Annotated in this window: 14 protein-coding genes and 1 tRNA gene; 8 read left to right on the top strand and 7 right to left on the bottom strand. The window is 66.9% G+C overall.

Annotated elements, in window-relative coordinates:
• The first annotated feature begins 85 nt into the window (after positions 1 to 85).
• The 5 genes from dnaE to CFP71_RS31825 are packed head-to-tail and all read left to right on the top strand — an operon-like array spanning position 86 to position 6,681.
• The gene (dnaE, locus tag CFP71_RS31805) at positions 86 to 3,598 is read left to right on the top strand and encodes a DNA polymerase III subunit alpha (protein WP_093937638.1); all 3,513 of its coding nucleotides are present in this window, start codon (positions 86 to 88) and stop codon (positions 3,596 to 3,598) included.
• A gap of 16 nt (positions 3,599 to 3,614) precedes the next feature.
• On the top strand, positions 3,615 to 4,202 hold the full coding sequence (locus tag CFP71_RS31810; protein WP_093937639.1) for an SDR family oxidoreductase: 588 nt from the start codon (positions 3,615 to 3,617) through the stop codon (positions 4,200 to 4,202).
• A 32-nt stretch (positions 4,203 to 4,234) separates the two neighbouring features.
• Positions 4,235 to 5,242, top strand: coding sequence for a methyltransferase (locus tag CFP71_RS31815; protein ID WP_093937640.1), 1,008 nt, complete (start codon positions 4,235 to 4,237; stop codon positions 5,240 to 5,242).
• A 33-nt stretch (positions 5,243 to 5,275) separates the two neighbouring features.
• Positions 5,276 to 6,085 (top strand): metalloregulator ArsR/SmtB family transcription factor, encoded by an 810-nt coding sequence (locus CFP71_RS31820; protein WP_093937641.1) that lies wholly within the window; start codon positions 5,276 to 5,278, stop codon positions 6,083 to 6,085.
• Entirely contained in the window at positions 6,082 to 6,681 is a 600-nt protein-coding gene (locus CFP71_RS31825) for a dihydrofolate reductase family protein (RefSeq protein WP_093937642.1), read from the top strand. The genes CFP71_RS31820 and CFP71_RS31825 overlap by 4 nt, the downstream gene beginning before the upstream one ends.
• Here CFP71_RS31825 and CFP71_RS31830 read toward each other — a convergent pair.
• Entirely contained in the window at positions 6,663 to 7,454 is a 792-nt protein-coding gene (locus CFP71_RS31830) for a hypothetical protein (RefSeq protein ID WP_093937643.1), read from the bottom strand. The two genes, CFP71_RS31825 and CFP71_RS31830, sit on opposite strands and share 19 nt — an antisense overlap.
• A gap of 52 nt (positions 7,455 to 7,506) precedes the next feature.
• On the bottom strand, positions 7,507 to 7,767 hold the full coding sequence (locus tag CFP71_RS31835; RefSeq protein ID WP_093937644.1) for a hypothetical protein: 261 nt from the start codon (positions 7,765 to 7,767) through the stop codon (positions 7,507 to 7,509).
• 204 nt (positions 7,768 to 7,971) lie between these two features.
• Between CFP71_RS31835 and CFP71_RS31840 the strand changes: the two genes are divergently transcribed.
• Positions 7,972 to 8,553 (top strand): nucleotidyltransferase domain-containing protein, encoded by a 582-nt coding sequence (locus tag CFP71_RS31840; RefSeq protein ID WP_244199914.1) that lies wholly within the window; start codon positions 7,972 to 7,974, stop codon positions 8,551 to 8,553.
• A 35-nt stretch (positions 8,554 to 8,588) separates the two neighbouring features.
• Here the strand turns inward: CFP71_RS31840 and CFP71_RS31845 are convergent.
• Positions 8,589 to 8,662: transfer RNA gene (locus CFP71_RS31845), tRNA-Leu, on the bottom strand.
• A gap of 125 nt (positions 8,663 to 8,787) precedes the next feature.
• On the opposite strand from CFP71_RS31845, the gene CFP71_RS31850 reads away from it, so the two are divergent.
• Positions 8,788 to 9,009, top strand: coding sequence for a DUF3618 domain-containing protein (locus CFP71_RS31850; protein ID WP_005165704.1), 222 nt, complete (start codon positions 8,788 to 8,790; stop codon positions 9,007 to 9,009).
• 3 nt (positions 9,010 to 9,012) lie between these two features.
• Here CFP71_RS31850 and CFP71_RS31855 read toward each other — a convergent pair whose 3' ends face one another.
• Both CFP71_RS31855 and CFP71_RS31860 read right to left on the bottom strand, forming a co-directional pair.
• The gene (locus CFP71_RS31855) at positions 9,013 to 9,426 is read right to left on the bottom strand and encodes a hypothetical protein (protein ID WP_208636080.1); all 414 of its coding nucleotides are present in this window, start codon (positions 9,424 to 9,426) and stop codon (positions 9,013 to 9,015) included.
• Positions 9,427 to 9,659: 233 nt separating this feature from the next.
• Entirely contained in the window at positions 9,660 to 10,259 is a 600-nt protein-coding gene (locus CFP71_RS31860; RefSeq protein ID WP_093937659.1) for a TetR/AcrR family transcriptional regulator, read from the bottom strand.
• 79 nt (positions 10,260 to 10,338) lie between these two features.
• Here CFP71_RS31860 and CFP71_RS31865 point away from each other — a divergent pair, with 79 nt between their 5' ends.
• On the top strand, positions 10,339 to 11,799 hold the full coding sequence (locus CFP71_RS31865; protein ID WP_093937647.1) for a flavin-containing monooxygenase: 1,461 nt from the start codon (positions 10,339 to 10,341) through the stop codon (positions 11,797 to 11,799).
• Between the two features lie 66 nt (positions 11,800 to 11,865).
• On the opposite strand, the gene CFP71_RS31870 is transcribed toward CFP71_RS31865, so the two are convergent.
• Together CFP71_RS31870 and CFP71_RS31875 are read right to left on the bottom strand one after the other, a co-directional pair.
• A complete protein-coding gene (locus CFP71_RS31870; protein ID WP_093937648.1) occupies positions 11,866 to 12,336 on the bottom strand; it encodes a helix-turn-helix domain-containing protein in 471 nt (156 codons plus the stop codon).
• Positions 12,337 to 12,510: 174 nt separating this feature from the next.
• Positions 12,511 to 13,614, bottom strand: a 1,104-nt coding sequence (locus CFP71_RS31875) for an LCP family protein (protein WP_093937649.1), incomplete at its 5' end; no start/stop codon positions are given.

Raw genomic sequence — 13,614 nt, forward strand, 5'->3', positions numbered from 1 at the left:
GCGTGTCGCTTGTTGGACATCGCCTGCGTGACTTGGGTCCAATCGTCGCGTCGGACCGGAATCGTACAACCGTGGGGAGTGGCCGGTGGACTCCTTCGTGCACCTGCACGTTCATACCGAGTATTCGATGCTCGACGGCGCGGCCAAGATCGCGCCGCTGTTCGCCGAGGCCCAGCGGCTCGGCATGCCCGCCGTGGGCATGACCGACCACGGGAACATGTACGGCGCCGACGAGTTCTACCGGCAGTCCGTCCGTGCCGGGCTCAAACCGGTGATCGGCATCGAGGCCTACCTCGCGCCCGAGTCGCGTTTCCACAAGAAGCCGGTGTTCTGGGGACGGCGTGGCGACGGCGGTGACGTGTCCGGCGGCGGCGCCTACACGCATATGACGATGCTGGCGGAGAACGCGACCGGGTTGCGGAACCTGTTCAAACTGTCCTCCCTGGCCAGCCTGGAGGGTTACTACCGCAAGCCCCGGATGGACCGCGAACTCCTCGCCCGGCACCACGAAGGCGTCATCGCCACCACCGGCTGCCCGTCCGGTGAGGTGCAGACCAGGCTCCGGCTCGGTCAGCCGGACGAGGCGATCCAGGCGGCCTCGGACTACCGCGACATCTTCGGCGCGGACGATTTCTTCCTGGAGATGATGGACCACGGCCTCCCGATCGAACGGTCCGTGCGGGACGGGCTGCTGGACATCGGCCGCAGACTCGGCCTGAAACCCCTGGCCACCAACGATTCGCATTACGTCACCCAGGATCAGGCGGACGCGCATTCGGCACTGCTGTGCGTCCAGTCCGGCAAGACCCTCGACGATCCCGGCCGGTTCAAGTTCGACGGCGACGGCTACTACCTCAAGTCCGCGGAGGAGATGCGCCGGTACTGGGACGCCGAGGTCCCGGGCGCGGCGGACTCCACGCTGCTCATCGCCGAACGGATCGAGCCCTACGACGACGTCTACCGGCACGTCGACCGCATGCCGGTCTTCGACGTCCCGGAAGGACACGACGAGGAGTCCTGGCTGCGCGAGGAGGTCGCGGCCGGGCTCCGGCGAAGGCTGCCGGACGGCGTCCCCGACGCCTACGTCGCCCGTGCCGACTTCGAAATCGGCGTGATCGCCGAAAAGGGCTTCCCGGCGTACTTCCTGATCACCGCCGACCTGATGAACCACGCCCGCCGCGTCGGCATCCGGGTCGGACCCGGCCGCGGTTCGGCGGCGGGCTCGCTCGTCGCGTACGCGCTCGGCATCACCAACCTGGACCCGATCGACCTCGGCCTGCTCTTCGAACGGTTCCTCAACCCGGAACGGGTGTCCATGCCGGACATCGACATGGACTTCGACGACCGGCGGCGCGGCGAGATGATCCGCTACGCCACCGACAAGTACGGCGCCGAGCACGTCGCGCAGGTCATCACCTTCGGCACGATCAAGACCAAGGCGGCCATCAAGGACTCCGCACGCGTCCACTATGGACAGAGCGGATACGCGATCGCGGACCGGATCTCCAAGGCGCTGCCGCCGCCGGTCGCGGCGAAGGACATCCCGCTCGGCGGGATCGTCGAGCCGGACCACGAGCGGTACGCCGAAGCCGCCGAGGTCCGGGCGCTGCTGGAAGGCGACGGCGAGGCGGCCAAGATCTTCGAGACCGCCCGCGGGCTGGAAGGACTGATCCGCAACGCGGGGGTGCACGCCTGCGCCGTCATCATGTCGAGCGAACCGCTGCTCGACGCGATCCCGTTGTGGCGGCGGGACGACGGCGCGGTGATCACCGGCTGGGACTACCCGTCGTGCGAGAACATCGGCCTGCTGAAGATGGACTTCCTCGGCCTGCGGAACCTCACCGTCATCGGCGACGCGCTGGACAACATCAAGGAAAACCGCGGCGAGGACATCGATCTCGACACGCTTGGCGTCGACGATCGGGCGACCTACGAACTGCTCGCCCGCGGCGACAGTCTCGGCGTCTTCCAGCTCGACGGCGGCGCGATGCGGGATCTGCTGCGCCGGATGGGGCCGACCGGATTCGGCGACATCATCGCGGTGAACGCGCTGTACCGGCCCGGCCCGATCGCGATGAACACGCACAACAACTACGCGGACCGCAAGAACCGCAGGCAACCGGTCGAGTCGATCCATCCGGAACTGGCCGGGCCGCTGCGCGAGATCCTGGCCGAGACGCACGGCCTGATCGTCTATCAGGAACAGATCATGCGGATCGCGCGTGACGTCGCCGGCTATTCCATGGGCCGCGCCGACGTGCTGCGCAAGGCGATGGGCAAGAAGAAGAAAGAGGTGCTGGAGAAGGAGTTCGAGGGTTTCCGGGACGGCATGGTCGCCAACGGGTTCTCGCGCGAGGCCGTACAGGCCCTGTGGGACGCGATCCTGCCGTTCGCCGGGTACGCGTTCAACAAGTCCCACGCCGCGGGTTACGGCCTGGTCGGCTATTGGACCGCGTACCTGAAGGCGAACTACCCGGCGGAGTACATGGCGGGCCTGCTGACTTCGGTGGGGGACAACAAGGACAAGTCGGCGGTCTACCTCTCGGAATGCCGCAGGCTGGGGATCAAGGTGCTGCCACCCGACGTCAACGAGTCGGGGCTCCGGTTTTCGGCGGTCGGGGACGCGATCCGCTTCGGGCTGGGCGCGGTGCGCAACGTCGGCGCGAACGTGGTCGATTCGATCATCGCGACACGGCGGGAGAAGGGGAAGTACGCGTCGTTCACGGACTTCCTCGATAAGGCGGAGTTGTTGGCCTGCAACAAACGCGTCGTCGAGTCCCTGGCCAAGGCGGGCGCTTTCGACTCGCTCGGGCATACGCGGCTCTCGATCCTGCGGGTGCACGAGGACGCGGTGGACGCCGTGGTGCCGTTGAAACGCAAGCAGGCGATGGGCCAGTTCGATCTCTTCGGCGCGGACGAGGAGAGCCAAGAAGACACCTCGCCGCTGGCTCATCTCAGGTTCGGCGTCGAGGAGTGGCCGCGCAAGGAATTGCTCACCCACGAACGGGAAATGCTCGGGCTGTACGTCTCCGCGCATCCGCTCGACGGCGCGGAACGAGTCCTGCGCCGGCACGCGCCCCGCCCGATCGCCGCGATCCTCGACAATCCGCCGAGGGAGGGGGAACTGGTCGTCGCCGGGCTCATCACCTCCTTGGAGCGGCGGGTGAACAAGAAGGGCGAGCCGTGGGCAATCTGCACGATCGAGGATCTGGACGCCGCGCTCGAAGTGCTGTTCTTTCCCAAGGCGTACGCGTTGTTCGTGGCGGAACTGACCGAGGACAACGCCGTCCGCGTCAGCGGCCGGGTGAACTGGCGGGAGGACAAGATGTCCGTGTTCGGCGGCGGCCTGGTGCCGCTGGATCTTTCCGCGGCCGGGGACGAAGAACCGCCCCTGACGTTGCACGCCGTCGCCGCGAGGCTGACCGAGGACGTGGTCCTCGAACTGAGGCGGACTTTGCTGGCACACAAGGGGGAGACCCCGGTCCGGGTGGAGCTCGCCGGGTCGCTGTACGCGCTCGACGACTATCCTGTGGCGGTCAGCTCGATGCTTCTGGGGGAGCTGAAGTCCATTCCCGGCATCACGCCCGGACGACCTTGAAGGGGGAAAGACGCCGATGAAGATCCTCGTGGTCGGTGCCACCGGGACGATCGGGGCCGCGGTCTCGTCAGCGCTCACCACGCGCGGGCACACGGTGCTCGCCGCGTCCCGGTCCGGCGAAATCAAGGTGGACGTCGAGCGGCCCGGCACACTCGACGCGGTCTTCGCCGCCGAATCAGGGATCGAGCACGTCGTGTGTTGCGCGGGAAGTGGTTCGCTGGTCCCGGTGGACGGCGGTACCGACGAAGAGTTCGTCGAAGGGCTGCGAGGGAAACTGCTCGGCCAGGTGTTCCTGCTGCGGCACGCGATCCCGCGTCTGCCGGACGGTGGTTCGGTCACGCTGACCTCGGGCCGGATCCCGGAAACGCTGCGCGGCAGCGCTTTCGGCGTCCTGACCAACGTCGGTCTCGAAGCGTTCGTCGCCACGGCGGCCCGCGAACTGCCGCGCGGCCTCCGCGTCAACGCCGTCAGCCCCGGCTGGGTGAGCGAAACGCTCGCCGCGCTCGGTGAACCGGACGGCGGCACCCCGGCGGCGGTCGTCGCGCGGAGCTACGTCGAGGCGGTGGAGACCGCGGGCCTCACCGGGCGGACGTTGACGCCGTAAGTCGGTTGACCGCGCTGCCACAGTGGATAGCCGTGACCACTCATGACAAGGACAGACAGGAATTCCTGAAGTTGGCCGGGCTCGCGACCCCGATGGCGCTGCGGGTCGCGGTCACCCTCGGACTGCCGGACCGTTTGTCGGGTGCCGGTGCCGGCGTGGACGAACTCGCGACGGAACTCGGCCAAGCACCACTTCCCCTCGGCCTGTTACTGGGGCATCTCGCGACCCTCGGCGTCGTCGAGCCGACGTCGACCGGCTATCGCACGACCGCGTACGGGGCGAAACTCCGCGCCGACGCGGGAAACGGGCTCGCCGGCCTCCTGGACATGAACGCCGCCGGCGGGCGAGGCGAACTGGCGTTCGTCGAACTCGCGCACAGCATCGCCACCGGTGAGGCGGGCTACATCCGCCGGTACGGGCAGGACTTCTGGACCGACCTCGCCGATCAACCCCGGCTGCGCGAGACTTTCGACCGGCAGATGACCCAACGGTTCCTGACGCAGGTGCCGGGGATCGTCGCCGGGTTCGACTGGTCACGGTTCGGCACGATCGTCGACGTCGGCGGAGGCCACGGCAGCCTGCTCGCCGCCATCCTGACGGCCAATCCTTCGGTGCGCGGCCATCTCGTCGACCTCGCGCCGACCGCGGCCGCCGCCGAGAAAGAGCTGCGTGAGCAGGGGCTCGAAGACCGGACCGAGGTCACCGCGGGCAGCTTCTTCGACCCGCTCCCGGCCGGGGCGGACGCGTATCTGCTGTCGGACATCCTCCACGACTGGGACGACGAGCACGCCCATCGCGTCCTGGCTCGCTGCGCCGAAGCGGCGCGTCCCGGAGGCCGCGTCCTGGTCATCGAGGCGGTCGGCGGACTCGGCGCGCAAACCGAGTGGGACCTGGTCATGCTCGTGCTCTACGGCGGCCGCGAACGGCGTCTCGAAGAACTCCGCGAACTCGCCGTCGCGCACGGTCTCGTCTTCGACTCCGTCACCACGCTGACCGAAGAGCGCAGCCTGCTGGAGTTCCAGGTCCAAGATATTCCTTGACAAGAATATTCTGCTAAGTGAATACTTCTGGGCATGGAGCAGATCGCAGCAGCACTGGGTGACGGAGCGAGGTGGCGCATCGTCGAGCTGCTCGCCGAGCGGCCCCGATCCGTCGGCGAGCTCGCCGAGCTGACCGGCCTGCGGCAGCCGCAGACCACCAAGCACCTCCAGACTCTCGCCCGCGCCGGGCTCGTGACGGTGTTCCCGCTCGGGCAGCGTCGCGTCTACGCGGTCGAGGCGGCTCCGCTGAAGGACTTCGAAGGGTGCCTGGGGGCGCTGATCGCGACCATCGAGGCGAACGAGGGCGAGCGGGATGTCCTCGCGCGCTATCAGGCCGCGATCGGCGCGGACACCGAGGCCGCGAAGCAGGACCGGTGGGCGGACGGACGGATGTTCTCGTTCGACCGCCTGCTGGTCGCCCAGCGTGCCGACGTCTGGCGGCACTGGATCGAGCCCGGGCTGCTCGCGTCGTGGTGGGCGCCGCCCTCGATGACCGTCACCGACTGCGTCATCGAGCCGTGGCCGGGCGGGCGTGCCGTTCTCGACTACCGCGACGCGGAGGGGCGGTACCGCTCCGCGGGCGAGGTCCGCGCCGCGACCGAACCCGGGCACCTCGAGTTCGACCTCTCGGTGCTGGACGCCAAGGGAGAGGTCTTCTTCACCGGTCACTACGACCTGAACTTCACCGAAGCGCCGGGCGGGACCCGGCTCCGGCTCGACCTGCGCGTCACCGAAACCACCGTCGAAGCAGTGCCTTTCATCGCCGGGATCGAAACCGGCTGGGGCCAGGTGCTCGACAACCTCGCAGCCCGACTCACTCAGGAAAAGGACCGAACGACATGACGAACCCGACCGGCCGCCGCGTCACCGCGAACATCAGCCTCACCCTCGACGGTCACTACAGCGGCCCCGGTGGCCCCGGCGACATGGGCGCGATCGTCTCGTACGCCACCACCGAAGTCGCCCGCGCTCACCTCGCGCGCATCCACGACAAGGCGACGACCGCGGTCCTCGGCAGACTGAACGCCGAGGGATTCCTGGGCTTCTGGCCGACGATCGCCGCCGACGAGAACGCCGACCCGCGCGACCGCGCCTACGCGAAGTGGCTGGTGGACGCCGAAAAAGTCGTCCTTTCCACGACCCTGACCGAAGCGCCCTGGGACCGCGCCCGCATCGCGAACGCCCCCGCCGCCGACGTCATCGCCGACCTGAAGGCGAGCGGGGAAGGGGACATCCTGGTCAACAGCAGCGCCAGTGTCATCAAGGCCCTGCTCGCGGAGGACCTGATCGACCGGCTGTACCTGATGATCTGCCCCGAGATCACCGGCGGCGGGCAGCGGCTGTTCGTCGACGGCCTGCCGGCTTCGAAGTGGAGGCTGGCTTATCAGGAGGTCGGGGAACTGGGGGAGATGGCGCTGGTCTACGACCGGGCGCGGTGACCCGCGTCGAGTTCGAGGATCGTGCCCGCGACTTCCGACGGGAACAGTGTTGACCAGACGATCTCGCCGGGGGCCGGTTCCAATGCCGCCAGCTCGGACGGTTCGGGTTGCCAGTCGTCCCTTGTGACGCCGGGAACGCAGTCGAGGAGCAGAGCGAAGATTTTCGGGTCCGGAATTCCTTCGGCGATGATCGCCAGGTAGGCCTCATGTGCGTCATCGACGCGGACGAGAGCTTTGATGCGGTGGTTCTGGAACTCGGCTACCGCGAGCTTTCCACTAGTGAGCGACATGGCGATGAGACGGATCACCAGCCGCTTCATCTCGCGTCGCCAGGCCACTGCTTGCTCCGCGCTGAGGCGCTTCCAGTCCCATTCGGCGGGGAGCAGATGAGCGGTCGAAACGGTCTTGCCCTTGGCGCACTCGCGCCGAATCGCTTCGTAGAAGTCGCGTTGGGGACTGTCGGCCTGACGGTGTCCGGCCGCGCCGATCCACCAAGCTCCGACTTCGCCCGGGAGTCCGTCCTGCAGGTCGTCGTCCTGCAACCTGGTCACGATCGCCCGGCGATCTCTGGTCTTGACCTTGAACCACACACGGTCGTTCAGGGACAAGATCCGCTGAGCGCCGCCGGCGTTCCGAAGCGCGGGGATCGACTGGGCGGTGACGACGATCGAATCGTCCATCTCGTCGAGAGGATGGCCGAGGTCCGGCAAGGAAAGGCCGAGATCGGCAACGCATCTCTTGGTCGGACGGACGCCGACTGTGACCTGAGTCATGATCAAATGCTAGTGAACGGCCTTGAGCTGAGATCGATCGATACGCGCTCGGCTACTTCGGCATGCCGCCGAGATCATCGAGTTCGTCACCACTGAATCCGGTCATCAGTGAGACGGCGGCAGAGTCAGAGCCGTTGAGCTGACCGAGGGCGGCTTTGATTCCGGCGTTGATCTCGTCGCGGTGCGCGTCGATGTACTCGCGTACGGCGGCGTCGACGATGTCCTTCTTCGAACGCGATAGGAAGTGGGCCGCGTGGGACACGAGTTCATCGGTCGCGGCGTCGACTTTGATGGGTGCGGTCGCTGCGGCCATGACCGGCTCTCCTCCTGCTGTCCCGATCTACTCTCAGGTACCAAAGTACCAGCTTCTACCTTGAATACTTGTGCCCATCGTCGAACTCGGGCAAGTAGGCGTACTATAGTTGATGTACCAGTACTATAGTTGAAGCGTTCCGGGAAGTGGAAAGTGGACTTGAGTCGGCCGTTGATGACGGTCACCCCCACCGTCGACGGCGACGTGCTCGCCGTCCTCGCCAGCCATGACGGCATCTTCACGTCCGGGCAGTTGCATCGCCTGCTGGCCCGGCATTCGGAGGAGGGCATCCGCAAAGTGCTGCGGCGCCTGACGAAGCAGGGTGTCGTTGAGTCCGACAGAGTCGGCAACGCCTTCGCGTACCGGCTCAACCGTGACCATCTCGCGGCGGAGTACATCATCGGACTAGCCCGGATTCAGAAGACGCTTCTGGAACGCATCGAGGATCGGCTGGAGTCTTGGCAGGTCCCGCCGGTGTACGCCGCGGTCTTCGGCTCGGTGGCACGCGGGGAGATGACGCAGGACAGCGACCTTGACCTGCTGCTGATCCGGCCCGATGACGCCGATGGCGACCGTTGGACGGCACAGGTCGATGAAATGGCGATCGAGGTGACCCGATGGACCGGCAACGACACCCGTCCTCTGGAGTTCACCGAAGCCGAACTCGCCGGCCGCGCGTACGACGAGGCTGTTCTGCGCGATGTGGCACGAAACGGACTGACCGTGGCCGGGAGCCGGGCATGGCTGGCCGATCACTTGGCTCTCGTGAGTGGCGGGGACGGTTAGAACGACACTTGCCACTCACGAGGGTGGGAGCTGGGTGGGCCCGGAGAGACTCGAACTCTCACTGGCACGGACCTAAACCGTGTGCCTCTGCCAATTGGGCTACGGGCCCCCAGTGCTGCCCCGAAATCGTAGCGTGCGACACGTTCGGCGTTTCTCGGCGTGGCCGATGCCACCGGCGGGGGCGGCGTCCTCTAACGTGGGCTCCCAGCAAGTCCGTCGCGGCGAGGAGGACACGTGGCTCGCGATCCCGAGACCATCGAGCGTGAGATCGAGCAGGCCAGGAACGCGCTGGTCGCCACACTCGACCAGCTGGGCACGAAGGCGAACCCCGCGAAGCTGGTGGATTCCGCGAAGACCGGTCTGCGCGCGAAGCTGGACGAGCCCAAGGTGAAGTACCCGCTCATCGGCGGGGCGGTGCTGATCGGCGTACTGCTGATCCGCAAACTCCTGAAGTAGGTCTCAGGAGGTCTGGGCCGCCTTGGCGGGCGTCTTGGCAGGCTCGGCCTTCTCCGGGGCTTTGGCGGCCTCGTCGACGGCCTTCGGAAGCTCCTTGCCCTGGGGCACCGGGGGTTTGCCGCCGGTCTTCTCCTTGGCCTTGCCGTTCGCCGGGGGAGGAACCTCGAGCGGTTCGATCTCCGGGAGCGTCAGCCTCGCCGTCATGTAGGCGGCGGTGAAGTCGAGTGCGCTGCCGTTGAGCAGATGCACGACAGTCGACCGTTCCGGCGGGGACAGTTTCTCGACCAGCTGGTCGGCTCGGTCCCGCGCCGCGATGATGCCCGGCGCGCGACCGGTCAGTTCCTTGCCGGAGCCGCTGACCGTGACCTTCCAGTCGTCGTCCTCCTGGACGTACGACGCGGTGATCGGTTCGGTCATCCGCCTCACCCCTCTCCTCGCGAGCATGCGTCACTCTGTGGACTCCGCCACGCCCTCGTCATGACGCCACTTTCGGGTGGTGGCGCCCCCTCCTGACCGAGGCCGTGAAGGTCCATCAGAGTTTCTACAGTGTCATCGATACAGTAGGACAACTCTGTGTCACAAGACACTGGCGGCAATGTGCTCTGAGTGACGACCGAATGGCCTAATGCACGCGCATCTTCACAGTCGTTTCAGCGGGCCCTCGCGGACAGGCCTGACCAGAGGACGTCCATCGCGTATTCGGTCGCCAATTCCGGGCTGACCTCGTCGTGTCGCTCGCACCAGATCGCGAGCCGTTCGCACGCGCCGACGACGAACTCCGCGGACGCCTCGGCGCGCAGGTCGTCGCCCGAGTCGAAGTAGCCGCTCATCAGGGCGGCGATCAGATCGGTCTGCTGACGCCGGGTCTGCTCGATCTCGTCGGCGGCGCCGGTCCCGATCAATGCCATCTCGTGGCGGAGTAGCGACCAGGCCTGCCGGCGTTCCCGGATGAAGACGAAGAAGGCGAGCAGACCGCGCCGTAGCGCGTCCTCGGCGGACGTCGCGCCGACCGTCGCCCGTTCGGTGACCTCGCGCAACGCCGCCCGCGACTGCTGGATGCAGGCCAGCAGGAGCCCCTCTTTCGAGTTGAAGTACTCGTAGAGCATCGGCTTTGAGACTCCGACCCGCTCGGCGATGTCGTCCATCGAAGCCGCGCTGTAGCCACGCTCGGCGAAGACTTCCTCGGCGATCGCGATCATCTGTCGTTCACGCTCTGCCCGAGGCATGCGTTTGCGCTTCGCCGTCGTCACCACAACACTCTACCGACGGTAACCTACTTCGAGTAAGGTGAACTCCCGGTAACAGGTAATGCGAGTGAGAGGTCGGGTCATGGGCAACCGCACCGAGACCGGTGTCGTCATCGTCGGAACCGGCTTCTCCGGGCTGGGCATGGCCATCCAGCTGCGGAAAGAGGGTCGCGAGGACTTCGTCATCCTGGAGAAGGCCGACGACGTGGGCGGCACCTGGCGGGACAACACCTACCCCGGCTGCGCCTGCGACATCCCCTCGCACATGTACTCGTTCTCGTTCGAGCAGAACCCCGGCTGGTCCCGGGCGTACTCGCCGCAGCCGGAGATCTGGCGCTACATGCGCGACGTCGCCGCGAAGTACGACCTCCACCGCTTCATCCGCTTCGGACAGGAGATGACCGGCGCCCGCTGGGACGCCGACGAGAACCGCTGGCACGTCGCGTCGAAGTCCGGCGAAGAGTTCGTCGCGCCCGCGCTGGTCGCCGGGGTCGGGGCGCTGCATCTGCCGCAGATCCCGAAGCTGGCGGGCATCGAGCGCTTCAAGGGCCGGGCGTTCCACTCCGCGCAGTGGGAGCACGATTACGACTTCAAGGGCAAGCGGGTCGCCGTGGTCGGCACCGGCGCGAGCGCGATCCAGTTCGTGCCGCGGATCGCGAAGGACGTCGCGGAGTTGACGCTCTTCCAGCGGACGCCGCCGTGGATCATGCCGAAGCCGGACCGCGAGATGCCGGAGGCGCTGCAGAAGGCGTTCAGCTCGGTGCCGCTGCTTCAGCGGGCCTTCCGCAACGTCCTCTACTGGGGTCTCGAAGCCCGCGCGATCGGCTTCAACGGGCAGCCGTGGGTTATGAAGATCGGCCAGCGCATCGCGAAGCGCAACATCTTCAAGAGCGTCAAGGATCCCGAGCTGCGCCGGAAGCTGACGCCGGACTACACGATGGGCTGCAAGCGGGTCCTGGTCTCCAACGACTACTACCCGGCGCTCGCGCGGGACAACGTCGACGTCGTCACCGAGGGCGTGAAAGAGGTCCGAGAGCACAGCGTCGTCGACGGCGCCGGTGTCGAGCACGAGGTCGACGCGATCATCTACGGCACCGGCTTCCACGTCACGGACGCCTTCGACGACCTGGAGATCATCGGCCGCGACGGGCGCAACCTCGGCAAGGAGTGGGCGACCGAGGGCATGCGGACGTATCAGGGCATCACCGTGTCCGGATTCCCCAACCTGTTCTTCCTGCTCGGCCCGAACACCGGCCTGGGGCACAACTCCGTGGTGTTCATGATCGAAGCGCAGATCTCCTACGTCGCGCAGGCACTGCGGCTCGCACGGGGCAAGGCGCTCGATCCGCGGCCGGAGGCGCAGGAGCGGTTCAACGGCGACATCCAGCGCAAGCTCGCCAAGGGCATCTGGACCCAGGGCGGCTGCAAGAGCTGGTACCTGGACGCGAAGGGCGTCAACCGCACGATCTGGCCGGGCTTCACCTGGCGGTACTGGCTGGCCACCCGCCAGGTGAAGCGCGAGGACTACGAACTCCTCGGCTGAAAGTGGGGAGGGTCCGTGAAAGCCAAGATGGGGGGCATGGCCTTCACGGACCGGGGAACGCCGCGCTCATGAGGGGTTGAGCCGGCGAAGCCTTCCGATGAGATCGACGGTGGGGATGCCGCAGAGTTCGGCCATCCGCTCCAGCGCCGCGAAGTCGAGATGGACCTCGGCGGAGCCGTTGTCGCCCGACCGCTTGAGCCGGTCGTTCGCCCACCGTCGCAGTGGGAGCAGTTCTTCCTGTTCGTCCTTGATCACCAGGCGCAGGTCGATCCGGACCCGGCCGGGTTCGTCCACGAACACCCTCCGGTGCACCTTGGCCAGCAGATCCTGCGGCAGCTCGTCCATCGCCACGCACAGTTCGACCAGTCGCACCACCGAACAGTGCCGGGTCCCCAGCTCGTAGGTGGCCAGCGTCTGGAGCGAGATCTCGCTCTGCAGATGCTGGTTCAGTTCCTTGCGTGTCCAGCCACGTTTACGGCGGAGCTTGCGGAGCTCGTCTCCGAGTATCCGCTGATAGCTCTCAGCGTCGATCAGCACTCTCCCCGACCCCTCTTCCACCGGCTCGCCCCCTGTGACAAAAAGCGGCACGAGCGCACTCACGTGTATGAAAGTCGGCAGGTCGCCCGCTCTTACGCGGTTTCGGGGGTGCTTTTCATACCGATTTTGACTTGTTGGGCCGAACGGGTGAAGAAAACCGGTCAGGAGCGTGCGTCAGTTGACGCAGGGCACGCCTTCGGCGGTGATCGGCTTCTCGTCGGACTGCTCGGGCGGGGGGACGGCGGCCGACGAGCCGGCGGCGTTCTGCGAGGAACCGGAGCCCTCCGCACCGCCCGGCGTCTTGAAGTCCGAGCCGAGGAAGACCATCACGTGCCCGGCTTCGACGCTCTTGTCCTCTTGGACGGTCGGGTTGCCGCCGAGCTCGTCGGCGACGGCCTGGCCCGCCGCCTTCTGGCCCTTGGCGACCCAGACGACGGTCTTCTTGCGCGCGGTGGCGGTGGCCGTGTCACCCGCGGTGAAGCCCTTGTCGACGAGCTGCTTCAGCACCGCCGACGCGAGCCCGTCGCGGGTCGTGGAGTTGCGGACGTCGACCGTGGTCGCCTTGTTGGGCGACTCGGCGGACGGCGGCGGCTGCTCGCCGGGCTGCGGGCCCGCGAGCCCCTGGACGAAGTTCTTGACCTGTTTCGGGTCGACCTGGATGGCGACACCGTCGTTCGGGGTCTTGTACTCGATGTTGACGACCGGGATCGTCCGGAACTCGAGCTGCCCGCCGGTGAGGCCCTTCATCTGCTGCGCGAAGCCGAAGATGTCCCAGTTCTGGTTGAGCACGACCGACTTCTTGATGGCCGCGATCAGGTCGTTGAGCCTGCCCGGGTTCGCCAGCGTGCCCGCCGAGAGCACCTTCCGCGCCATCCCGGCCATGAACACCTGCTGCCGGACGACGCGGTCGAGGTCGCCGCGCGGCAGCCCGTGGCGCTGCCGGACGAAGCCGAGCGCCTCCACCCCGGAGATGGTGTGCGGGCCCTTGGTGAACTTCGCGCCGGAGAACTGGTCGTTGACGTCGTCGTTGAGGCAGACGTCGACACCGCCGATGGCCTGGGTGATCTCGCTGAAGCCCAGCAGGTTGATGGCGGCGTAGTTGTCGATGGTCGAGCCGGTCAGCTGCTCGACAGTCTTGATCAGGGTCTTCGCCCCGGCCTCGTTGGCCTTCTGGTCGAGTTCCTTCGGGTCGGAGACTCCGTTCTCCTGCTGCTTCTTGCGCTCGTCGAGCATCGCCCTGGCGTACGCGGAGTTGATCTTGTGCTTGCCGAAACCGCC

Origin of the sequence: Amycolatopsis thailandensis (assembly GCF_002234405.1) — a bacterium.
Lineage (GTDB): Bacteria > Actinomycetota > Actinomycetes > Mycobacteriales > Pseudonocardiaceae > Amycolatopsis > Amycolatopsis thailandensis.